Origin of the sequence: Paenibacillus oleatilyticus (assembly GCF_018998565.1) — a bacterium.
Taxonomy (GTDB): Bacteria; Bacillota; Bacilli; order Paenibacillales; family NBRC-103111; genus Paenibacillus_G; species Paenibacillus_G oleatilyticus.
Genome location: NZ_JAHNZO010000014.1, coordinates 124,991 through 147,801 on the forward strand (window position 1 = coordinate 124,991; position 22,811 = coordinate 147,801).

Consider the following 22,811-nt stretch of genomic DNA (forward strand, 5'->3'; position numbering starts at 1 on the left):
CGCGGGTTGTTGTCGTTATTGCGGAAGCTGAACCTTCATCTCCAGCTCTTTCAGGAACGTCACAGGCGTCATGCGCTTGGTCAGCACCTCAAGCTGGGCTGTCGGGTCTACGGCCGGAAATTCCAGCTCGTATTGGTAGACGCCATCCTCTACGCCAACCAATTCCGTGCGGGTATAGTCAAGCCGCTTCCCGTTTTGTACCAGCCAAGTGCCCGTCTTATGAACGGATGCCGTTTCTCCGGCGATCGCCAGTTTCAGAATAGTTTTATCCTTGCTGAAGTCCACGCCGGTTACCGACATGCTGCCGATTTTGCCTTGATCGAGCGTCAGCGGATATTGACCGGTCAATGGCGCGGTCACATTCGCTTTATCCGAGAACATCGTGCTTGTATCGTCGTACCAGCCTCCTACATACGGCCTGATGGTCAGTTCCTTAGGCTTGCCCTGCAAAGGCTCCACATTTTCGGTATAGTGAGGCACGAAAGAGCCGTCCGGCTGCTCTTGGAATTGCTCTTTAGCCTTTTGGTATTCGTAAATCCATCCGTTGTCGTCCGTGACCAAATAACTCATTTTCATGAGCTGTTCATCGACTTCTTTCGCAATCCCATTCGGGACGTGGCGGGCCAAGACAAATTCGGTCGTCTCCGGAGAGGCCGACAGCGACTTCAACGTGAACGTGACCCCGCCGTACTGCTTTTGGATGTCCGGGTTCAGCTTGAAGGTTTCTGCGTCTTGAGTGGCAACCGGCACTGCGGCGGTTTGGTTTGCGGAAACGGCGGTTGCATCAGCCCGAACGGCCAGCGGTGCGAGTCCTCCTAATAATACGGCTGCGCTTAATACGGCAATGGTTGTTTTTTTCATTGTGGTTTGCTCCTCCTCTTTTTGGGTCGTACACCTTATAGGCGAACGAACCGGCGGCTCGGTTCATGGGTGAACCGAATTCGATTTTGTTTCGCCTTAAGATAAGGAGGTGTTTTCGTCCGGCCCAAGCGGCGATGATTCGGGGCGAAAAATCAGCACCGCCGCAATCCCTTATATGGAAAGATGGAGGATATGATGATGTTGAACAAACGAAAATGGGTGTCCGCAGGACTAGGTCTCGCATTGCTTACCATGGCGCTGCCTCTTTATGGAGCGTCAGCTGCCCCGGGAGGAAACGGAGCCGGTGCATTAACCCTCGAGCAGATCGCCAAGGAAATCGAAGGGAAGAAGCCGAGCCCGTTTTACTTGGAATGGAAGCAGACGTCCACGTTCGAAAATGGAACGAGCAAGGTTGTGTCATACAAGCAATGGGAGGATGTGCCGAATGCCCGATACCGATCGGAGGTCAACTATGACGGAAGCGGCAAAACGATGAGCACTTCGATCATCAACGGAGATGACGGAGTTTTCATCACGGAAGGGAAAACAAGCGGAGTAAAGTTGAAGGGGATGGAATGGGACGGCTTCTCCAGAATGTCCAAGCAAAAACTTAAGTCACTGTTAGAATATAACGAAGCTCCGGTTTTTAAAGGAGAAGAAACGCTCCTTGGCCGGGCCGCCTATCACCTGTCGGGTGCAAGCAAGCCATTGAATCGAAAATTTACGGATGCCCAAGGGATCGAGAGAGTGGAAAACGGGGTCATCCCGGCGAGTGAGCAATGGTTCGATAAAGAAACCGGCATATTGCTGAAAGAAACCACAACCGATCCGCGTGGCGGCGGCAGCGAGAGTATCGTAACGTCGGTTGATTTCACGCCGGTATTCGGCAGCGATACGTTCAGTTTCGAAGCGTCTACAGGCGGCACCGACCCCATTAAGGTAACCATTGACGGTGCCGCGCAAAGCTTCGAGCAGCCGCCGGTTATCGTCGAAGGAAGCACGCTTGTGCCGCTAAGGGCGATTTTTGAAAAGCTGGGCGCCACGATCGACTGGAACGAAAAGGAGCAGTCCGTGACCGCCAAGAAAGGGACAACGACGGTGTATTTGAAGATCGGCGATACAAACGCCACGGTCGGCGGTTCGGCCAAATCGCTGGAAGTGCCGGCGCAGATCTTGAACGGCCATACGATGGTCCCGGTCCGCTTCATCGGCGAAGCGCTGGGGGCGGTAGTGAAGTGGGAGCCTTCGTCCCAAACGGTTATTATTACGAATAACTAGCAGGATAAAATAAATTAAACCTTGGTTTGGGTCACGTTGGTCGTGCCCGAATCAAGGTTTTTTCACATCCGCTAGTGTCTTTCCGGATCATTGGAGCGGCCAACGAGATAATCCAGACTAACGTTGAAATAATCTGCAAGAACAAGAAGACCATCATAATCGGGCCGTCTGTTGCCTGACTCATAATGGCTGATTGAACGAACGGAAACCCCGAGGATTTGGGCGAGTTCCTCTCGTTTGACCTGATTTTGCTCACGTAGTTCTTTTAATCGTTCGGCAATTGTAGGCATAAGGTTCTCCTTAAACACTTGGGTGGAACTTTATGGGAAATACAATCAATAGTATAAAGGCATCTCTTACCATATTCAAAAGGTAGAACTGGTACTGGAGCAACATCCATGGGTAGCCATTATTATGGAACCGTAATGCTGCTATTCCCCTCAAAAAAACACCCGTGCCTTGAACGCATCATGCCGGCGTGATTCCGTCATGAACGCGTTCAAAACACGGGAAGCTTCAATAAAAGCGATGGTGCCGAGTATCGGCAAGGTTAAAACTGCTACTTTCTAATTTCAAACGTGATCTCTTTTTGCAGCGGGATCGGGTTGGCGTTACGCATCATGGTAGTTTCGTATGAGTCCTGCTCAGGCGTCATGATGCCTGCTTCAAAATAGTCGTCCTCCGGCCGCTCGGACCGCGGCACCCCGTCGATTACCGCAACGCCGGGATGCGGTTCGTACAATTCATACAATTCCGGGGTGTTCTGGATTTTCTCCTGATAAGCTTTGTTGAGGTCCTGAGGAATGCCGAACTGGATGCCCAAGCGGACGTCTTCCGGACGATCCTTCTTGATTTTGAGCCACAGGTAACCCTTTTTATAAGAGGTCCCGACGATCGTAAATTGTTTATCCTTAAAGCGTACCGTTTTCGGCAGCTTTTCGCCGGGCGAGAGCGTAAATGAGGCGCTCGGCGTTTTTTCGGTAAGCTGGAAGCCGTTCAGGTGCAAGGTTAGCCGCTTCACGGACGGGTCGAAATAAGGCGAAGACATGAACTCCATTTTGTTGCCGTCCTGCTCATCGGGGCTGGCGGCGTTATCGTACATTTTCTGCGGACTATCCACCTGTAACGGGTATTTGTTCCCCTTATCGTCGGTAAGATAAGGGTCGAATTTACGCTCATAATCGTAAAACTGCCTGAATTCCAAATAGTGGTTTGCACCCTGCTCGATTTTCACATCAAGGTACGTATTTGTGGGCGTAATCTTGACCTGGTCCAAAGTAAAAGACGGAAGATCCGGGTCCCCGGCCACCTCAACCTGTTGATGAAGCGGAACAATAAGGTCTTCGCGCCATTGCGACTTATCGAACGGCACGCTCATCTCGAACAAGAACTCCGCGTTTTGTTGTCCCGGTTGAACCTTGGATACGCTGAACCGCAACTCCTTCGGGTTCTTGTTCATAAAATCTTGGACTTGCTGCGGCGTCAGGGTGAAGCTGTAAATTTTGGCATAAATAGGCTCCTTGGTTGAATCGTCGGACATAATGATGCCCCCGCTGCCTCCGCCGCTAAATTCTTTAAAGTCAACGATATGGAACAAATAATCCGTTGTGTTTCTCCAGTCCGCGTCCCAACCGCCGTTATCTCGTTTGAACGCATTTTTCTTGATCTCGTCGGACTTGACGAACGTCTTGTAGGAAAGTTTATCGCCGGTCAAATAAACATCGCTGATGCCGATGGTGACGTCGCCGAACTGCTTCACGACGGGCTCGGCCGGTTCATAGCCATAGGAGCGCGCATTGCGGACACCGTCATAGCCCCGTACTTCATCCAGCCAGCTTAACACGCCAGAGAAGCCCGGAAGGCCTTTTACCATATTGGCGAACGTCGGGGAAACCTGCGCGGCGCCGACCGAAGCGACTATGGCCAAGGCACAGGCGGCGGCAATGGTGAAGCGTGCCTTCCTGCTGCGCTGCCGGGTCGGCCTGCGGGCCGGGATGGCAGGCAGTGATTCTGCCATGTCCGGAACGTTCTTGGCGAATTGAAGCAGCGATGCCGGGACCGGAAGCTCTTGAAGCGATTGGGTGAGCTCTTCTTTGACTTGTTTATCGCGTACCGATTTCAACATTCCATCACCTGCTTTGGATTAGGTTGCATCATTTTTTCGTTCAATTTCAAGCGGGCGGCATGCAACCGCGATTTGATCGTGCCCTTCTTCACGTCGAGCACATCGGCGATTTCGTCAAGCGACAGCTCCTGATAATAGTACAAAATGACGACCGTCCGGTGGTTGATGTCCAGCGACATCACCGATTCCAGCAGCTCGTGGCCCGCTTCCTTGCGGATGAGCGCGTCGATCGGAGAGGCTTGCTCGTCCGGGACTTCCATCTCCTCCAGATCGCCGGTCCGGCTGGCCAATTTCGAACGCTGCCTGGCCAGATCGAGCGCGCGGCAGGCGGTCAAATGATTGAACCAGCTCTTGAAATTGCGAATATTTTTGCCGTTCATAATAGCTTGATATGCTTCGAGCAACGCATTCTGCACCGCATCTTCCGCCAGATGCGAAGAACGCAGTATCGCGGCCGACGTGCTGTAGACGCGGCCTAACAACGGCTCGACCAGCTTGAAAAAAGCTTCTTTATCTCCGTTCCTGCACTGCTTCATATATAGCTTTTCCTGATCCATTTACGTCACCTTCCTGACTTCCTCTACCTTATAGGCGAACGAAACGGGACCCCGGTTCATTGATTCCGCAAAAAAATTTTGCTCCTTCTTTAATGATACTTGCTTATCGTCGCGATCAAGGCGTCCGCGGTTATATACGGCTCGCCCGCATTGATCCGGTAAACCAGCCGGTCCGCGGCGGTATTGATGCCTTCCTTAATCGTAAACAGCAGCCCGATGCCTGCTTCCTCCGCCGCTTGAAGCGTCTCTTCATTGTACGCCCCGTACGGAAAAGCAAGCAACCTCGAATGATTGCCAAGCTCGGCGCGGAGCCGCTCGTTCAAAAACGTCAAGTCGCTGCGAATCCGCCTGCGGTACTCTTCGGCCGACTCGGTCCGATTGCGCTGGGTCAGATAGGCGGGATGGGTCAAGGCCGGCTGCGGCTGGCTGCCGGGGGCGGTATGGAGCATGCGGTGTGAATCGTAGGTATGGCTGTAAATGCCGTATCCTGCCCGTACCAGCTCCCGCATTTTGTCCCACGTCAGATGCGGCTCCGCATCGGGATGATACGTATCCGACAGCGCTCCGATTATAAAGTTGGATGCGGGAACGCCGTGCTTTTTCAGAATCGGATACGCGCGGGTATAGAACGACTCGTACCCGTCATCGAAGGTGAGGACGATGGCGTTGGCGGGAACGGGTTTTCCTTGCAGGGCGAAGCGGACGTAGTCTTCCATGCCGATGATCTGGTAGCCGTGATCTTTCAGCGCTTTCAGATGAGCGTCGAATTGGACGGTCGAAACCGTTGAGGGCTGCGGGAATCCGGCCGCTTCCGGTTCCTGGACATCGTGGTACAGCAGAACGATAACTTTATTTTGATAATGGGCTTCGACCTCCGACTGCAGCGTGTGCCCGGTCAGCGTGACCCCGGTCAGCAAGAGCAGCAGAAAGGCGGCGCCCGGGATAAGCCTTCTCATGCGTGCCTCCTAAGCTTGATGTGGTGTGCGCACATGATATAGGCGAACGGAAGCGGCGGGCGGTTCAAATGATTCAAATGAGAATCGAGGGGCAGAGAGGGGGAACGTGTCATGACCGCCGTTCAAAATACGGGGAAGCTTCAATAAAAGCGAATGCGCCGGCCGCCGGCAAGGTGAAGACTTTTACTGCCGGCTTCCGGACATCCTCCTTATTTTTAAAGATTGCTTTCATTCGTTTGGTGGTACTTTCTTATCGTTGCGATCAAGGCGTCCGCGGTTATATACGGCTCGCCTGCGTCGATCCGGTGCACCAGCCGGTCTGCGGCGGTATTAATGCCTTCGCGGGTGGTGAACAGCAGCTCGATGCCTGCTTCCTCTGCCGCTTGCAGCGTTTCTTTATTGTACGCCCCGTACGGAAAAGCGAGCAGCTTCGAACGGTCGCCAAGCTCGGTGCGGAGCCGCTCGTTCATCAAGGTCAAATCGCTGAGAATCCGCTTGCGGAACTCTTCGGCCGATTCTGGCTGTTTCGATTGTGCCAAATAGGCGGGATGTGTCAAGGCCGGCTGCTCCGGGCCTTCCGGAGCTGTATCGACCATGCAGTGCGAATCGTAGGTATGGCTGTAAATGCCATGCCCGGCCAGGATCAGCTCGCGCATCTGGTTCCAGGTCAAATACTGTCCCTTTTTGGGATCTCTCGTATCCGTCGGCGCTCCGATCACGAAATTGGATGCGGGAACGCCGTGCTTTTGCAGAATCGGATACGCGCGGGTATAAAACGATTCGTATCCGTCATCGAATGTGAGGACGACGGCATTCGGGGGAACCGGTTTCCCTTGCCGGGCGAAGCGGACGTAATCTTCCATGCTGATGATCTGGTAGCTGTGGTCTTTCAGAGCCTTCAGATGAGCTTCGAACTGGTGCGGCGTGACCGTCAAGAGGCGGGGCATGCCAGCCGCATCCGGTTCTTGGACGTCATGATACAGCAGAACGATCACTTTATTTTCATAATGGATTTCGGCTTCCGGTTGTCGCGACTGCCCGGCCATTTTGATGTCGGATACCTTGATTACGATCAGCAAAAGCAGAAGGGAAAGGACACCCAAGAGGATAGCGATACTTAAAATAACTCTTTTCATGTTTAGTCTCCTATGCGTTGATGTGTTGTGCGCACATGGAATAGACGCGGGGAATGGCTTTGCTGTTCCCTTGAGGGGAAGGGGGATTCCAGCATCTTGCAATTCCGGAATCTGTATGAGAATCTAGGAATAGGGAGGGGGACGTCATGTTCCGCCTAAGTCATACGTAATGGGGGAATCGGCAATGGAGCTTACGGTGAAGCGGCTGTCCGAATGTACGTTGAATCAAGCAATAGAGGTTTGGAACAAAGGGTTCGAGGATTACTATGTTCAGATCGTCATGACGGTCGATGCGTTCTTGGCGCGAATGGTGGCCGAAAGCTTGTCGGCGGACTATTCCTTTGTCGCGTTTGACGGGGACGAGCCGGTGGGGATCATTCTGAACGGCATCCGTACGATGAACGGCGTCAAAACGGCCTGGAACGGAGGAACAGCCGTCGCTGTGTCGCACCGCAGGCATGGCGTCGCCAGGCAGCTGCTGGAAGCGTCCATCCGGTTGTACCGGGAGGAAGGCGTATCAAGGGCGACGCTCGAAGCGTTCAAACAGAACGAAAAGGCTATTGCCTTATACCGGAAAATGGACTACGAGGTAACCGATCAATTGGTGCTGCTGGAATCAGCGGAAGCCTGGCAGGCGGGAGAGCTCCCGCGAGGGGACTATACGGTCCGCTGGTCCGGCTCGCATGAAGCGGCGCGGCTTCCTTTCTACAACGCAAACTCGGCTTGGCAGACGGGCTGGCAGAGCTTGAAGGACGGGCATACGGTTATCGCATCCGATTCGGAAGGCCGCCCCGTCGGCTATGCGCTCGTCAAGCGGGCGTACGATGCATCCGGCGAGCATGTCTCGACGATTTTGTACCAATGCGTAACGAGCCCGGACGTCACGGATGCGGGCGGAATCGTCCGGCTCTTGTGCTCGGAAGTGTTTGCCGGAGCCGATGCGCTGCGGAAGCGTGCGTTTAACTTGTCGAAGACGTCTGTCTGCGCGGAGGTTTTGACGGCGGGAGGGTTTACGGTCGCTGTGGAGCAGGTTAAAATGGACAAAAGCCTCTAAAGGAACCGTGCGGGGAAAGCCGTGCGCGGAACCGCGCGAAAAAGGGGAAGTTTGCGATGCCATTTCAGTTCGAAGCGGGCGATTATCCGGAACGCCCGGGCTGCTACATCATGAAAAATGCCGAGGGCCGCATCCTTTACGTCGGCAAAGCCAAAAATTTGCGCAGCCGTCTGCGCTCGTATTTCCAAAATCGGGATCAGCGCAGGGGCATTCGTCAAATGGTGCAGGACATCGCGTCCATTGAAGTGGTGCTGGTCAATAACGAGTCGGAAAGTCTGCTGCTGGAGAACAATCTGATCAAAATCCATAAGCCCCCGTACAACCGGGCGCTCAAGCGGGATAACAGCGGGTATGCTTACTTGCAGATGACGGACGAGCGGTTTCCGCGGCTGACCGAATATTACCGCGACCGCAGGCTGCGGACCGCAAGTGGTGAAGGCCGGGCTGCTGCTTTGGGAAAGGAGCACCGCTTCGGTCCTTACCGGAGCGCCCGTTTCCGCGATGCCGTGCTCGAATTTGTCACGGAGCATTATAAGCTGAGGACGTGCGAAAAGCTGCCGAAGCGCGTCTGTCTGCTCTATCACCTCGGCAAGTGCAGCGGCGTATGCGAAGGGAAAATCACGGAGGAGGCATACCGGGAAACGGCGCAACAGGCGGCCGGTCTGCTTTTGAACCAAGGGGAGAACCTGATCGCCGCGATGCGCGCCAAGATGAGCGAGTACGCCGAACGTCTGGAATTCGAGAAAGCGGGCAGCATGCTTCGTCACCTGCGCATTTTGGAGGAAATGCCGGAGAAGCAGATCGTCGACCGGGAAGGCTCGATCCATCAGGATGTGCTGTATTTCGGCGAGGATCGGGTGCTGATCGCCAAGGTGCAGGAGGGCATGCTGCGGGATTTTCAGATGCATGAACTGGAGCGCGCATACGGCGAGGTCGCCTGCGACCGTTTTCTGGTCAGCCGCTATGGGGAAGCCCAGGGGCCGGACGAGCTCATCGTGAACAAAGTGAGCGATCCCGGTTCGGTTCGTGCCGTATTGCGGAGAACGGGAGGCCGGGCGATCAAGATTACGACGCCCAAGCGCGGCTTGAAATACGATTTGCTGCAATTGTGCAAGGACAACTACGAGTACCGGATCGGACGCGACGGGAAGAAGCCGTGAACGGACGGCTAGGCCTAATAACATAAGCACGGACCAAGGACAAACGGTCGGTGCTTTATTTGTTTTCGCTCTTGTTGGGAGAGGACCTACTCTTCAGTTTCTTTTACAGGTTGACAAAACGAACAATTGTAACTACAATGGTTACAGGTAGTGGAATTAACGGAGAGGAGAGGATATGAATGTCGATCAGCAGTCGTTTTGCCGTAGCGATTCACATCTTGGCTCTCCTCGATATGAATAAAGAAGGCCGCAATACGTCGGAATTTATCGCGGGCAGCGTCAACACGAACCCGGTGGTAATTCGCCGTCTGATCGGTCTGCTGGGCAAAGCCGGGCTGGTGCATACGAGTCCCGGCGTCGGTGGCGCATCGCTGGCCCGACAGCCCCATGACATCAGCCTTCTGGAAGTTTATCGCGCCGTGCAGAACGACCCGCCGGGGGAGCTGTTCGCGGCGCACGATAAGCCGAATCCGAAATGCCCGGTCGGGCAAAATATTCAAGGCACGCTGGACACCGTCTTCAAACGGGCGGAGTCGGCCATGGAGAACGAGTTGGCGAAAGTTACGCTGGACCAGATTGTATTCGATTTGGTACGGGGTGACCGGTAACCCTTTTTTTTGCCGTAACCTGTAACTGTGGTGGTTACACGGGAATGGAAAGAAGAGACTCGGACGACTTTATTAAGGAGGTGAATTGAAAAATGACCGTCAAAATTCAAGTGTATTCGGACTACGTTTGTCCCTTCTGTTTTCTGGCAGAAGGACCGCTGGAGCAGGCCGTGCAGGGCAAGGACGTCGAGGTGGAATGGATGCCCTTCGAGCTGCGCCCAAGCCCGACTGAGCCGCTGGACCCATGGAACGACCCGCCGAAATTGAGGATGTTCGAGCAGTCCATCGCTCCTTACGCACAGCGGATGGGCATCGATATGAAGCTGCCGCGGGTTTCCCCGCATCCTTACACCCACCTTGCGTTCGAAGGGTATCAATACGCCAAGGAGCACGGCAAAGGGAACGAGTACAACCACCGGTTGTTCCGGGCCTTCTTCCAGGAGGAGCAAAATATCGGGGACCCGGACGTGCTGGCGAAGCTGGCCGGTGAAATCGGACTGGATGCCGCCGAGTACCGGGAGGCGCTGGAAACTCGGAAATACAAGGAAGCTCATCAGCAAGCGCTGAATCATGCTTACCGGGAAGCGGGTATCACGGCCGTCCCTACGTTTTTTATCGGCAACAAGGTGCTGAGAGGCGTAGCGAACCGCGAGACGCTGGAGCAGGTGATCGCCGAGGAACTGGCCGGTCAAGCCGGCAAGGCCGCCGAAGGGCTGTCCTGCACCGTGGATGGAGAATGCGATTAACCGCAATAACTTTTGATCACCCTAACATTTTATAGGACGAAAGGATGGATTGACGATGAAAATTGCATTGGTTGGAGCAACGGGAACGATCGGACAGCGGATATTGGAGGAAGCCTTGAGCCGGGGGCATCAAGTGACGGCCATCGTGCGCGATCCGTCTCGTGTGACGAAGCAGAACGAGAACCTGAAGGTTGTAACGGGAGACGTTTCGAACGCGGATAGTCTCGCCGCAGCGGCAGCCGGTCACGACCTCGTGATTAGCGCTTACGGTCCGGCGCACGGTCAAGAGGAGAAGCTGGCCCAAGCTGCCCAAGCGTTGGTTGATGCGGCGAAAAAGGCCGGCGTCAGCCGTCTGCTGACCGTCGGAGGCGCGGGAAGTCTGGAAGTGGCTCCTGGCGTGCAACTGGTCGATACGCCTGAATTCCCTGCGGAATGGAAGGGAATTGCATTGGCGCACCGGGATGCGCTGGAGGTCTACCGCAGCTCCGGACTCGACTGGACGAACCTGAGCCCGGCCGCATTGATTCAACCGGGCGAGAGAACGGGCCAATACCGTACGGAAGAAGACCGGCTCGTCACGGATGCCGAGGGGAACAGCCGCATCTCGGCTGAAGACTACGCCGTTGCTATGCTAGACGAGGCGGAGCGTCCGCGCTTCTCCGGCAAACGGTTTACCGTCGGCTATTAATCCGATTCAAACCAAAGGCGAACCGCAGCGACTCACATCGCAGGCGGTTCGCCTTCTTCGTTTATCCCCGTCCCTTCAGGGGATGCTGCCCCGGCCCAACCCTCCATCCAGACGACGGCGTTCAAACGCCGGCCCCACGTTCTTGTCACCAAGCGGCTCACGTTTCGACTGCGGCCAAGCGCTATGCCCTTTGCGGATGACCAAGCCTCGCGCGGCAGCCGGAACAAGGCGCTGATGAGCAGACGTTCTTCCGGCCGCAGCGGTTTGAATTGTTCGTATCCGCGCAGCAGCGCTTCCATAAGCAGCGGTTCGAAAAGCGTGGTATTCAGCAGCGTTCTTGCGACTTCCTGATAAATCGAGCCCATCCTGACCCGGTCCCAGTCAATCAGGAACAGCCTGTCGGGCCGGATAATGACGTTCGGAAAAGTAACATCGCCGTGAATGAGAGCGGGATGCTCATGTTCCATCAAGAGCAGCCGCTGTACCTCCGGTGTCTCCATGATCCTCCAGGCTTCGTCCGCCAAGGCGATGCACTCGGCCCCGTGCATTCGAAACCAGCGGCCTCGACGTTTAAACCGCACGAGCTGCCGTCGAAACAAGGCATCCTGCCGCTTCAGGACAGCGGCTTCCTGTAACGTAAAGCAAGACATCGGCAAACGGGAGTTTGGTGTGACATTATGAAGCCCGGCCAATGCTTTTCCGAGGTTATCATAGTCTTGTACGTCGTTTTGAAGCCCCCGGCCTTTAATCCATTCCGTTAAATAATAGGGTTTGCCTCGATAGCTGGTCCAGTATCGGCCGGATGACGTTGTCAACCACTTCGGCAGATGGGGGTAACCGCTCTCCTTCAGCGTACGGATGTGTGAAGAAATGCGCTCAATTTGCTGCTTGGGGGTGCGCCGGCCAAGGAGGCGGCTTCGGCAAAACGGCTTTAGCAGGAAGTCGCCCCGATCGGTGATTGTACGGTAAGCGGCATTGCGTTTGTAAAGCGAATGGCATGGGATGATTCGCTTGATTTGCAGTCCGTAACGGCGGGCTAGGAGACGATATCTCGTTTTGAGGGTTCGGTAAGCCACACGAGGTTCCTCCCATTCGTGATGGTATGGAATTGGAGTCTACCCCTAGTGTATTCGGCTGCCCGTACCGCGTAACGGACAAACTCATAAATTTGAGACTCGTCAGGTTTGATGAGGGCGTCGGAGCAGTTGTCGAGGTGGACATCGAATTTTTCCAGCGGCTTCAAAAATATTTCACAAACGAATGCCTTTGGTGTATAATGAATAAATATTTTAATTGTTTATTATTAAATTATTTTGTGTTTTAATGGTTTTATTTTGAAAACACCTTCCTTGGAGGGCGCCTTTTGACACGAAAGGAGTGATTTTCATGAACGAGGAGCATCAATTAAAAACCGAACTGGCCCGCACGTTCCGGAAGGTCGTCAAAGAAATGTCGTACCTGTGGAGCCGGCATATCGACAAGTCGCTTTCGATGGCCCAGTTTATGGTGCTCCGGCAGCTGCGCGGAGGACCGCAGAAGGTATCCGACTTGGCTGAGGCTCTGGAGCTGACATCCGGGGCGATTACCGCCAAGGCCGATAAATTGGTAGAAAAGGGGTATGCTAAGCGGTATCGGGGAGAAGACGACCGGCGGGTCGTTTATCTGGAAATGACGGAACGGGGCTTGAGCGAGCTAAGGCAGCTTGGAGAGCAGCAGACGGAGCTGGTTGAATCGTTGTTCGCCGGTTTGTCGGAGGAGGAGATTCGGCAGCATCTCCGATTCTTTAACCGGATGCTCAACAACATGGAACAATTGGGAGAGGAGTAAGAAGGTAACGTGGAACATTTATCGTATAAACGTAAAATCACGATTATGATCGCCATTATCGCGGCGATGTTCTTTTCAGCCATTAACCAGACGATCGTCGGAACGGCTCTGCCGCGGATTATCGCCAAGCTCGGCGGAATGGACTACTATACATGGGTCATCACGATTTATTTGCTTACCTCGACGATCGCAACGGTACTGGTCGGCAAGCTGTCCGATATTTACGGCCGGAAGCCGTTTATTCTAACGGGGATTGTCTTATTTATGATCGGCGCGTTCATGGCGGGGACGTCCGGGGATATTTTTCAGCTGATTACGTACCGGGGTATTCAGGGGTTGGGCGCCGGAGTTATTATGGCCACGGCCTTTACGGCCGTCGGCGACTTGTTCGCTCCCCGCGAGCGCGGGAAATGGTCCGGGATCATGATGTCGGTGTTCGGGTTCGCGAGTGTCGTCGGTCCTGCGCTTGGAGGATATATCGTCGACCATATGGAGTGGCACTGGGTATTTTGGATTTTCCTGCCTCTTGGCATTGTCGCTTTCATTATGATTCTGACGATGTTCCCGAAGGTGGAGCGCAAGCCGTCGGAATCGATCGATTATTTCGGCTCGCTGTTCCTTACGTTGACGATCGTGCCGATGCTGCTCGCGTTCTCGTGGGCCGGCACGAAATATGCCTGGGGATCATCGCAAATTGTCGGTTTGTTCGCCTGTACATTGGTGGCGCTGGTTATTTTCATTTGGGTGGAGAGTCGGGTGAAAAGTCCGGTGCTGCCGCTCTCGTTGTTCAAGAACGGAATTGTGACGATCTCGAATGTCATCGGGTTTATTATGAACGCCGGGATGATGGGAGCGCTCATGTATACGCCGTTCTTCGTCCAGGGCGTAATGGGCATCTCGCCGACCTACTCCGGTTATGTGACGATGCCGATGTCCATCGGGATGGTCGTGACCAGCGCGATCAGCGGGCAGTTGATCACGAAAACGGGCAAATACAAGCGGATCGCGATTATCGGGATTATCATTATGGTCATCGGGATGATGATCATGCATTACATGAATACGATCTCGGTGACGGTGCTCAGCATGATCGTGTTCGGCTTCGGCCTCGGGCTGGGGATGCCGGTCTTTTCCTTGACCGTTCAGAACGCCGTATCGCCGAAAGATCTTGGCGTCGCCACGGCTTCCTCGCAGCTGTTCCGTAACTTGGGCGGCACGATCGGCATTGCCGTCATGGGGACGATTATGTCGACGGGCATGACGAACAAGCTGCAGGAAATCCTGGCCAGCGGGCGGGGCGTCGACTTGAGCAAGCTCGATCCGAAGGTAGCGGAGAAGCTCGCCGCGTTCCACAATCCGCAGATGCTGCTCGATCAGCCGAAGCTGGCGCAGATTCAGGCAGCCCTGCCGCCGGAGCTGCAGACGGTGTTCGGCCGGATGATCGATTCGCTCCGCGAGGCGCTCAGTTACTCGCTGGCCAATGTGTTTTTGGCGGGGGCTGCGCTGCTGGCGGTCGCGCTTGTGCTGACGTTCTTCTTGAAGGAGATTCCGCTGCGGACCGGAAGCGGCGGCCCGGGGCCGAAGCCGCAGGAAGCGGCGGAAACGGACCGCGAACCGGCGCCCCGCCTCCGCGGGAAGCAGCCGGCGAACGGGTAAAACCATACACGGGCTTGGACCATGAGTTGGTCCGGGTCCGTTTTTTTGGTTTAAACGATAAATTCCATCACATCAGCTTCAGTTCTTTGATAAAGTCGACAAACGCTTTAATCAACGAAAGATGCAAGGACTCCTTCCGGTAAATCATCCACGATTTTCGCAAGATCGGTTCCCCGTGCTTCGTCCTCAATTGAAGGCGAACGTGAAGTCGAGCGAGAAACAGGCAGGCTGCCGGCGCCCGAGCCGGTATCCGGGAATTCGCTAGCTGCGGGGGAGAACGCTCGTGCTGATGACCATGTGGGCTACTTCGACCATTGCGATCCAGGGTTTTGGCACCTGGCCTGTTTTGTCTGAGGAATGAAACAGTTTCAATTGTTGTGATAAAATGGAATGAAGACAGGGGGCCTGATGATGAAAAAGCTGTCTGTTGTGTTGCTGCTTTTCGGAACAATTGTTACGTTTATCGGAGTACTGCCCTTTATATTTGCTTATCCTTACTGCCATAATTGTGTCAATTCCGGTCCCTCCACTTGGTGGGAGCTTGTCCTTATGATTTCGTACGAGGGGAAAGGGCGGTATTTGGCTGTCGGGATTGCGTTACTGCTACTATCTATACCGTTGCTTATCCAACAAAGAAAAGCGCGATTGCAAAGTTGACCATCGGTATTATGGGGCTTTTGGGATTTTCACGAATACAGTTCATTCATTCCTTCAATGGTGCGTTTCATGTACGCAATTGCTTCCAATGGTTCCACGATCTTAGCGTCTTGTCCCAATTCCCATATCATGTCTGTATAAAATTCCAACTTATTGATGGGGATGTGCATGCGAATGCATCCGGTACCGTCTTCTTGGAGCTCGATGAAATCTCGAAATCTTCCGTTTGGTTCCAGTTTTTTTAAGCCATTTGACGTTAAGCTTACGCAAAAGATTATCTTTTCTTGGCTATTTTCCTCATCTTCCTGCCAGTCGAACACAGATTTTCTATCTACATCCTCGCGCCAAGTAATGAGCTCATTCAAAATTGCCGTTATAATCCGATCCGCCCGAAAAAGCCTGTAGCCGCGTCGTGCAAAGCAATATGCCGGACAATACCAATATCCGCGGTCTGAATAGAGTCCGACGGGTTGAATATCTCTAGTATTTTTTCCACTAACGCTCGATTTGTACTCAATAGTAACGACAGATTTTATCATGAGGGCTTGCAGCAACGTAGTTAGGCAGGAAACTGACATTTCACGATTGGGGCTCCAAATTACAACTTTATTTTTTAATCGGTCAATTTGATCTTGAACATCTGGCGGCAAGAAGTGGTAAAACTTATCCTGCGCAGATTCGGCTTTATCGCCAAACGGAAGCGACCCGAAATATTTTAGGGACTGAGCAGCGAAATAAATGGCAATTGCTTCGCTCTGAGTAAAGGTTATTGGCGGGAGCACGCTTTCGTTAAGAAGTTTATATCCTCCCCCGCGTCCTTGAATGGAATAGAGCGGCACTCCAAGTTCGCTGAGATCTAATAAATCCCGAAAAATAGTTCTTGGCGAAACACCCACATCGTGTGCAAGCTCGGATATGGTAAAGGATTTTTTTGCATTAACGATCATGATCAATCTTAATAATCGTTGCGATTTATGCATTAGACCTCACCCCTTTTTTTAATAATACAACAAAAACATGTAATCACCTGTCATGTTTATTGGATATTCTTAAGGTGTCTTTCACTCGCGAGGAAAGAATAAACGCTACAGGAGGAAGCGGAATGGCAACTGAGGTAGATAAGTTCGTAGGACTTCAGGAGATCGAAAAAAGAGTCGATCGTAATCGAATACCAGTTTTGACTCAGCGATTTAATATGTGTGAGAGGAGACGGTCGAACGATGAGGGATAATAGGGACAAAACCAATGTAGTCGAAACGCTATGTAGTCGAGCATTTCGGGCTTTCCGCGCAGCATTCGAGGAAGGAAATACTGCAGATTTTCTAGCGCTTGTGAATGAGGAATTTCACTTTTCCATCCCGTTGCCAATCGACGGGTGGAAAGAAAAACAAATAGGAGTACATCGGTTTAACGAACTGGTTCGCTTTGAACGGGAAATGTTGCAAGTTAAGCTTACCCCCTTGATAGAACTTCAAGATACCCATTTTGGGATTGTGGTATTTCAAGCTGAAGGGACTTTGAGCAACCAGCCATATCGCAATGAACTTGCTATCGTTTTTGAATTCAAGCACAATCAAATCATGTCGTTTAAAGAATTTGTAGGTATGCCGCTAAAAAAATATGAGGACTAATTGAATTGTTGCCTCATCCTTGAACGGAGAACGTTAGGTTAGTTGAACTTTGCTTGCTAATACGAGAACCGGATTCCTGCGTAAGGGTCCGGTTTTTTCATGCAACGCATTGCTTATTAGCAGGACCGGACGGAATTTTGTCCACATTATTTTCACAAAATTGCTTCGGGCGCCATAATTTTTTATGATAAAAGAGGACTCCATTGGGTGGTCTAATCCAATACTTAATTGACGAGGGACCAGATTATGATCGATAAATTGAAAGCGGCCGGCGAATGGAAAGAGATGTTCCTGCCTTACAAGTTTGCGATGGAGCAGTTGAGCACAACGATCCGGCATATTAACGAAGAGGCCATGCACGTCTACAACTACAACCCGATCGAGCATATCAAGACCCGGATCAAATCGCCCGAGAGCATCATTAACAAGCTGCAGCGCAAGGGCCTGCCGATCAGCCTTGTCGCGGCGCGGGACCACTTGAACGATATTATCGGCGTGCGGATTATTTGCTCGTTTCTGAGCGACATTTACGATCTGTACGAAATTCTGAACAACCGGCACGATATGAAAATCATCGAATGCAAGGACTACATCCGCAATCCGAAGCCGAACGGGTATCAGAGCCTGCATCTGATCGTCGAAGTTCCGGTGCTGCTCTCCAAGGGCACGCAGCTGGTCAAAGCCGAAATCCAGCTGCGCACACTGGGGATGGATTTTTGGGCCAGCCTGGAGCATAAAATTTTTTACAAATACAACAAGGACATTCCGGACCGCCTAAAGCAGGAGCTGCTGTCCGCCGCGCATCTAACCGTCGAGCTGGATGCGAAAATGAAAGCGATCAGCGACGAAATCGGACACCTGGATTCGCCCTATGCGCGGATTCAGTAAATCGGCACCCAAACCGGGGCTGCCCGAATGGAGAAAGACAGGACGCAAAGGGTCTTGTCTTTCTCCGCGTTAAAGAGAAAGCGCTTATTCGCTGCGCCAAAATTTGTATTTTTTAAACATTTCCAGCATAATGGAAAATAAATGATACTATAGGAGGTAACGGCCGCCTGATGAAAGCAATAAAAGAACTCGGAAGCTGGATTGGCGCATTCTCCATGGCTTTTGTACTGTCCTTGGTCATCGGCATTTTTGTTTTCCAGCCGTTCAAGGTCGAAGGGCATTCCATGGAGCCTACTTTGCAGAACGACCAGCGGATCTACGTTTCGAAATTATCCCATACGTTTTCTTACTTGCCGGAGTACGGCGATATCGTCGTGATCGACAGTCGTGTTAACCGGGAACGGACGTTGACGGATAGCATCCTGGAGAATCCCATGGTGCAATACTTCAGAGGGAACACGGACGAGCATGTTTTTTATGTCAAAAGAGTCATCGGCAAGCCGGGTGACGTTCTGGAGTTCAAGGAAAATCAAGTTTACCGGAACGGGGAAGCGCTGCAGGAGCCTTATATGAAAGAGGCGATGATTTTTAGTTCAAACCGGAAGTGGACGGTTCCCGATAAGCACATTTTTGTGATGGGGGATAATCGGAATAACAGCAGCGACAGCCGAAACATCGGCTATATTCCTCTCGATCACGTGATGGGAATTATGAAGTTTCCGTAAGCAAGGGAAGAGCCCTCTTTGCGACTATGGATTGATATATGGAAAATCGGCCTTGCTTATGCCTTATGCCGCAGGGCCGATTTTTTTGTCCAATCATTCTCAAACGCGTTTGGGCGCGAGTTGCGCCACATCCCGCAGCTTGGCGGTTAGCCGGTAAGTCCCCCGCAGCGGCTCATAGCCCAAGCTGCGATTGATCCGGAGAATGGGCGCGTTCATGGAATCGTTGTCCGTGCGGATATAGGCGGCATTTTGTTCCTTGGCCAAGAGCATGGCTTTGATTTTCAAGCCCAACGCAATTTTGCGTCCGCGGTAGGTCCGCTTTACGCCCGTATACTCGTGATACATCCCGTTGGTTTGCCGGTTGTGAAGCACGTTGGTTACTCCGACATAGTTGTCGCCGTCCGCTGTAATGATCACTCGCTCCGGTGCGTAGCCTTCGGCCATAAGATACCATTTGCGCCATTCCTGAAAGTCGGGAACCTCCCCCGTGTACCCCGGTATGTCTGTCAGCGTCTCCTTGTACAGCTCGTACAGCTTCCGCTCGCTCTCCTCGCCGGGCTCGTCCGCCAGCGTCAGGAAGCGCAGACCTCCGCTCTCCAGCAGCTTGAGCGTTTCGGCCTCGTGCAGGCGGTCCGGGTCTACCCGATCCAGATCCAGCACCGATTGAAAAACATGCCGTTCGACCGCAAACCCCCGGCGCTCGGCAAATTGCAGCGCATCCGGGTGATCGTCCCATACCTCCGTGACGAGGATCGTCGCCCCGAGAGCGGTTCCCCAATCGATGACATGCTCGAGCAGCAACTGCCCGGCTCCTTGCCGGCGGTATTCTCCGGCTACAATAAGCGTGTTATTGAGATGCCCCGGCTCCGTCCATGGCGCCCGCCAAGACCAGACGTATCCGACAATGACATCCTGCTCCGTCACGGCAACGCGCCGGGTACGGTCATAGCCGGCCAGCAGACCGTTGTCATCGAGATACGTATGGCCGACCTCATACAGCTTGGCATCGTCCTCCTCCAGCCTTTGGGCCGTGCAAGGCTCCGACCAGCAGGTATTCAACAATGCCGCCAACGCTTCGTAATCATCCGGCAGCCGCAAGGGCCGCAGTTCAATGGACATTCCGTCACCTCTTTTTTATGTTCGACCTATCGTCTATGTAACCTATTATGCAATGAAGAGCTTACGGAAAGGAATGGAAAATTTGGTTATAGCGAATTGCGCTTTGTTCCCTTAACCATAGAATCCTCCACTAAATCGAAGTTTTGTTACCTTGCTGCGGATGCGCTCCTTTCGGTACAGTGGAATGGCGGGTGAAATGGAACAACAATGCATTTGGTAGCAGGAGCCAATCATAGGGGGGCTTAGGTTGTTGTCAAGTATGGAATGCAGAACTCACTATTCGCTTCGCGAAGGAATCGGGAGAACGGCCCGGAAGCTGAAGAGCGGCGGCAGCGTCACGATCGCTTTCATGGGAGGCTCGGTGACGGCGGGAAACGGGGCGTCCGATCCCGAGCAAACGAGCTACCGGGCGAGGATCAGCCAGTATTTGACGGACAGCTTCAAGCAAACGGCTTTTCGCTTCATTCAAGCCGCGGTCGGAGGAACGGACTCGGTCTATGGTGCTTACCGGCTGCAGAGCCACGTTTTCCGCACTTGTGTGCCGGATCTCTTGTTTGTCGAGTTTGCGGCGAACGATAACGGAAGGCGGCTGCCCTCGGTGCGGGCGATGGAAGGGATCGTACGGCATGCCCGAACCATGAACCCGCATATGGATATTTGCTTTATCTATACGGCTAAGCAGTCCGGATACCCCTACTTCCTCAAAATGAACAAGCCACATGTCAATGTGTGCAATCATGAGGAGGTGGCTGAGCATTACCGACTTCCTTCTGTCGATAAGTGTTCCTCTGCTGCTGCTGTTCATCTTCGGTATGAGGCTGTTTGTTCAAGGTCTGACCTCGGGCGACATTAAAATCTGACAAAGGCTCGTCCTTGAGAAAAACGGCGCTGATTTGAATACGGCCGCCCCCTTTGATAAGATTACAACCAGACTTGAAGGCTTGCGCAAATGTAAGGGGAGACTTGCCCATGAAATTGTCCGGTACGAGACCGGTGTCATACTTGTATACCTACGCCTGTCACGAGGATGAGGCGGAGCTGTGCGCGCTTGAGCTGCGCACGCTGCTTGGCACGGAAGCGCGGGGCGGCTGGCTGGAGAGTCCGGCGGACGCCGAGCCGAGCCGCAGCCCGTTCGTCAAGCAGCGCGTCGATGTGCTGTGCGAGGCTGCCAGCCTGCAGGAGCTGGGGGAACTGGCCGGAACGCTGGAGCTGGACGGCGGCTCGTTCAAGGTCGTCTTCGTCAAGGCCGCCAGCCACGCCGCGTACGAAGACCAGCGCGCGATGGAGCGGGAGCTCGGCGCGCGCATCCGCGGCCGGGCCGACATGCGCCGGCCGGATTGGCTGCTCGGCTTCGCCTGCACCGGCGAAGGGCGCTGGGTGCTCGGCCCTTGCCGGCAGAACGAAGCGGTCTGGCTGAAGCACAGCCGGAAGCCGCAAAATTATTCCACCGCCCTCAGCACGCGGGTCGCCCGGGCGGTAGCCAACCTTGCCGTGCCGCAGCCTGCCGGCATCCGGGCGGTCGATCCGTGCTGTGGCATCGGCACGGTGCTGGTCGAGGCGCTCTCGATGGGGATCGACATCGTCGGCTCCGACATCAATCCGCTTGCGGTCCGCGGCGCCCGCGCGAATCTCGCCCACTTCGGACTGCCGGATGTCGTCCGCGTGGCGGATATCGGCGACGTGAACGGGCGGTACGATGCCTCCGTCCTCGACCTGCCGTACAACCTGTGCTCGGTCATTTCGCCGGAAGAACAGCTTCGCCTGCTCGGGAACCTCCGGCGGCTGGCCGAGCGGGCCGTTATCGTGTCCACCGAGCCGGTGGGGACGCTCGCCGGGCAGGCCGGATTCGCCGTTCTGGAGCGGTGCGTTGTACGCAAAGGCTCGTTTTCCCGGCACATCGTCATATGCCGTTAAGCGCGGACCCGTCAGGGGTCGGCGCTTTTTCCTTCTGTACGGGGCGTTCCCGGTTTTTTCCGGGAACCGGAATCGGCGCCGTTTCGTATGTAGGAGCAAGCGAATTGCAAATGCGAGAAGGCGCGAGAAGATTCGAACGGGTTGGAGGAGCAGTGATGTTAAACTATCTCAAAGGAATCCGGCAAGCCTGGATCGATTACCCTGAGCCGGAGGGGCGGCTGCTGGCGGGCACTTACGAAATCGTCCGTTCGCTCGGCAGCGGCAGCTACGGGCTGGCGTACCGGTGCCGCGATATCCGTACCGGTGAGCACGTGGTGGTCAAGCAGTCCAAGCCGAGCAAGGGGCCGCTGGCCGAGCGGCTGCTGGAGCGGGAGGCGGAGCTGCTGAGCGGGCTGAAGCACCCGGGCATTCCCGGCTTCCGGGGCTCGTTCCGGCATAGGAACCGGCTCTGCATCGCGATCGATCTGATCGAAGGGCATACGATCGAGGACTTGCTGTTCGAGCAGGAACGGCCATTCTCGGAGCTCGAAAGCCTGCGGTGGATCGCCAAACTGATGGAGATCGTCAGCTACGTTCATGCCCGGGGCATTGTTCATCTTGATGTCCGGATTCCTAACGTGATCCTTCGGGAGGAGCGCCTCTACTTGATCGATTTCGGGTTGGCCAAACGGATCGGTGAAGAAGCAGCGGAGCCGTATGCGGACGAGGAGCTCAGGAAGCGGAGAACGCCCGAGGTGCAGAGCGATTTGTACGCGGTGGGGCATCTGCTGTTGTTTTTGCTGTATTCTTCGTATCAAGAACGCCCCGGACAGCCGCCGGCCGACTGGCAGGAGGAGCTTGCCGTCTCGGGCGACGTCAAGCATATGATAAGGCGGCTCCTGCAAGTGGAGCCGCCTTATGCGGATACGGAAACGTTTCGATTGGAAATGGACAACACGCTGCAGAGGCTGGAAAATGCGGCAGACGCAAATCAGGAGCTGGAGTGACGCCGGTATTTGTTCTTATAGTAGCCGTGGCCGTGTCCGGAATGGTGCCGGTGGTCTGACGACGAGTAGCGCCGCGGCTGGACGAACCGGTGCGAGCTGCTTCCGTGCCGGTAGTGGCCCTGCTTGGAATGCGTGACGGAGTGAACGATTTTTTTCAGCAAATGTTTAAGCATCGCGAATTCCTCCCGTTTCGTGAATAATAGATAGTACGGACAAACGAAAGGGAGGTTTCGCGGACC

General features: G+C 54.0%; 24 protein-coding genes. 14 read left to right on the forward strand and 10 right to left on the reverse strand.

Features of this window, described 5'->3' with window-relative positions:
- Positions 1-15: 15 nt before the first annotated feature.
- Positions 16-861, reverse strand: a complete 846-nt coding sequence (locus tag KQX66_RS19130; protein WP_216794404.1) for a DUF5643 domain-containing protein — start codon at positions 859-861, stop codon at positions 16-18.
- Positions 862-1,059: 198 nt separating this feature from the next.
- Here KQX66_RS19130 and KQX66_RS19135 point away from each other — a divergent pair, with 198 nt between their 5' ends.
- Positions 1,060-2,139 carry a copper amine oxidase N-terminal domain-containing protein gene (locus KQX66_RS19135; RefSeq protein ID WP_253957272.1) on the forward strand — a complete coding sequence of 360 codons (1,080 nt, stop codon included), beginning with the start codon at positions 1,060-1,062 and terminating at the stop codon, positions 2,137-2,139.
- Between the two features lie 71 nt (positions 2,140-2,210).
- Here the strand turns inward: KQX66_RS19135 and KQX66_RS19140 are convergent, their stop codons facing one another.
- The 5 genes from KQX66_RS19140 to KQX66_RS19160 form a co-directional block, all read right to left on the reverse strand.
- Positions 2,211-2,429, reverse strand: coding sequence for a helix-turn-helix domain-containing protein (locus tag KQX66_RS19140; RefSeq protein ID WP_216794405.1), 219 nt, complete (start codon positions 2,427-2,429; stop codon positions 2,211-2,213).
- A gap of 269 nt (positions 2,430-2,698) precedes the next feature.
- Complete coding sequence (locus KQX66_RS19145) at positions 2,699-4,264, reverse strand: hypothetical protein (protein WP_216794406.1); 1,566 nt, start codon at positions 4,262-4,264, stop codon at positions 2,699-2,701.
- A complete protein-coding gene (locus KQX66_RS19150) occupies positions 4,258-4,821 on the reverse strand; it encodes an RNA polymerase sigma factor (protein WP_216794407.1) in 564 nt (187 codons plus the stop codon). The genes KQX66_RS19145 and KQX66_RS19150 overlap by 7 nt, the downstream gene beginning before the upstream one ends.
- An 89-nt stretch (positions 4,822-4,910) precedes the next feature.
- Complete coding sequence (locus KQX66_RS19155; protein ID WP_216794408.1) at positions 4,911-5,777, reverse strand: polysaccharide deacetylase family protein; 867 nt, start codon at positions 5,775-5,777, stop codon at positions 4,911-4,913.
- A gap of 215 nt (positions 5,778-5,992) precedes the next feature.
- Positions 5,993-6,913: a polysaccharide deacetylase family protein gene (locus KQX66_RS19160; RefSeq protein WP_216794409.1), complete on the reverse strand. Its 921-nt coding sequence runs from the start codon at positions 6,911-6,913 to the stop codon at positions 5,993-5,995.
- Between the two features lie 184 nt (positions 6,914-7,097).
- Here KQX66_RS19160 and KQX66_RS19165 point away from each other — a divergent pair, with 184 nt between their 5' ends.
- The 5 genes from KQX66_RS19165 (at position 7,098) to KQX66_RS19185 (ending at position 11,169) form a co-directional block, all read left to right on the forward strand.
- Positions 7,098-7,967, forward strand: coding sequence for a GNAT family N-acetyltransferase (locus KQX66_RS19165; protein ID WP_216794410.1), 870 nt, complete (start codon positions 7,098-7,100; stop codon positions 7,965-7,967).
- 56 nt (positions 7,968-8,023) lie between these two features.
- Positions 8,024-9,127 (forward strand): GIY-YIG nuclease family protein, encoded by a 1,104-nt coding sequence (locus KQX66_RS19170; RefSeq protein WP_216794411.1) that lies wholly within the window; start codon positions 8,024-8,026, stop codon positions 9,125-9,127.
- A 179-nt stretch (positions 9,128-9,306) separates the two neighbouring features.
- Entirely contained in the window at positions 9,307-9,735 is a 429-nt protein-coding gene (locus KQX66_RS19175; protein WP_216794412.1) for an Rrf2 family transcriptional regulator, read from the forward strand.
- A gap of 92 nt (positions 9,736-9,827) precedes the next feature.
- A complete protein-coding gene (locus KQX66_RS19180) occupies positions 9,828-10,481 on the forward strand; it encodes a DsbA family oxidoreductase (protein WP_216794413.1) in 654 nt (217 codons plus the stop codon).
- A gap of 55 nt (positions 10,482-10,536) precedes the next feature.
- Complete coding sequence (locus KQX66_RS19185; RefSeq protein ID WP_216794414.1) at positions 10,537-11,169, forward strand: NAD(P)-dependent oxidoreductase; 633 nt, start codon at positions 10,537-10,539, stop codon at positions 11,167-11,169.
- Positions 11,170-11,201: 32 nt separating this feature from the next.
- Here the strand turns inward: KQX66_RS19185 and KQX66_RS19190 are convergent, their stop codons facing one another.
- A complete protein-coding gene (locus KQX66_RS19190; RefSeq protein ID WP_216794415.1) occupies positions 11,202-12,245 on the reverse strand; it encodes a phosphotransferase in 1,044 nt (347 codons plus the stop codon).
- Between the two features lie 310 nt (positions 12,246-12,555).
- On the opposite strand from KQX66_RS19190, the gene KQX66_RS19195 reads away from it, so the two are divergent.
- Positions 12,556-12,996, forward strand: a complete 441-nt coding sequence (locus tag KQX66_RS19195) for a MarR family winged helix-turn-helix transcriptional regulator (protein WP_216794416.1) — start codon at positions 12,556-12,558, stop codon at positions 12,994-12,996.
- Positions 12,997-13,005: 9 nt separating this feature from the next.
- Positions 13,006-14,652, forward strand: a complete 1,647-nt coding sequence (locus KQX66_RS19200) for an MDR family MFS transporter (protein WP_216794417.1) — start codon at positions 13,006-13,008, stop codon at positions 14,650-14,652.
- A 686-nt stretch (positions 14,653-15,338) separates the two neighbouring features.
- Here KQX66_RS19200 and KQX66_RS19210 read toward each other — a convergent pair.
- Positions 15,339-16,289 carry a helix-turn-helix transcriptional regulator gene (locus KQX66_RS19210; protein ID WP_216794418.1) on the reverse strand — a complete coding sequence of 317 codons (951 nt, stop codon included), beginning with the start codon at positions 16,287-16,289 and terminating at the stop codon, positions 15,339-15,341.
- Between the two features lie 240 nt (positions 16,290-16,529).
- Between KQX66_RS19210 and KQX66_RS19215 the strand changes: the two genes are divergently transcribed.
- The 3 genes from KQX66_RS19215 (at position 16,530) to lepB (ending at position 18,553) form a co-directional block, all read left to right on the forward strand.
- Positions 16,530-16,940 carry a nuclear transport factor 2-like protein gene (locus KQX66_RS19215; RefSeq protein ID WP_216794419.1) on the forward strand — a complete coding sequence of 137 codons (411 nt, stop codon included), beginning with the start codon at positions 16,530-16,532 and terminating at the stop codon, positions 16,938-16,940.
- A gap of 246 nt (positions 16,941-17,186) precedes the next feature.
- Entirely contained in the window at positions 17,187-17,828 is a 642-nt protein-coding gene (locus tag KQX66_RS19220; protein WP_063179239.1) for a GTP pyrophosphokinase, read from the forward strand.
- A 170-nt stretch (positions 17,829-17,998) separates the two neighbouring features.
- Positions 17,999-18,553: a signal peptidase I gene (gene lepB, locus KQX66_RS19225; RefSeq protein WP_216794420.1), complete on the forward strand. Its 555-nt coding sequence runs from the start codon at positions 17,999-18,001 to the stop codon at positions 18,551-18,553.
- Positions 18,554-18,652: 99 nt separating this feature from the next.
- Here the strand turns inward: lepB and KQX66_RS19230 are convergent, their stop codons facing one another.
- A complete protein-coding gene (locus KQX66_RS19230; RefSeq protein WP_216794421.1) occupies positions 18,653-19,672 on the reverse strand; it encodes a GNAT family N-acetyltransferase in 1,020 nt (339 codons plus the stop codon).
- A gap of 259 nt (positions 19,673-19,931) precedes the next feature.
- Between KQX66_RS19230 and KQX66_RS19235 the strand changes: the two genes are divergently transcribed.
- The 3 genes from KQX66_RS19235 (at position 19,932) to KQX66_RS19245 (ending at position 22,572) form a co-directional block, all read left to right on the forward strand.
- Positions 19,932-20,525, forward strand: a complete 594-nt coding sequence (locus tag KQX66_RS19235; protein WP_216794422.1) for an SGNH/GDSL hydrolase family protein — start codon at positions 19,932-19,934, stop codon at positions 20,523-20,525.
- A gap of 116 nt (positions 20,526-20,641) precedes the next feature.
- Positions 20,642-21,586: a TRM11 family SAM-dependent methyltransferase gene (locus KQX66_RS19240; RefSeq protein ID WP_216794423.1), complete on the forward strand. Its 945-nt coding sequence runs from the start codon at positions 20,642-20,644 to the stop codon at positions 21,584-21,586.
- Positions 21,587-21,741: 155 nt separating this feature from the next.
- The gene (locus tag KQX66_RS19245) at positions 21,742-22,572 is read left to right on the forward strand and encodes a serine/threonine protein kinase (RefSeq protein WP_216794424.1); all 831 of its coding nucleotides are present in this window, start codon (positions 21,742-21,744) and stop codon (positions 22,570-22,572) included.
- On the opposite strand, the gene KQX66_RS19250 is transcribed toward KQX66_RS19245, so the two are convergent.
- A complete protein-coding gene (locus tag KQX66_RS19250; RefSeq protein WP_216794425.1) occupies positions 22,557-22,745 on the reverse strand; it encodes a hypothetical protein in 189 nt (62 codons plus the stop codon). The two genes, KQX66_RS19245 and KQX66_RS19250, sit on opposite strands and share 16 nt — an antisense overlap.
- Positions 22,746-22,811 lie beyond the last annotated feature (66 nt).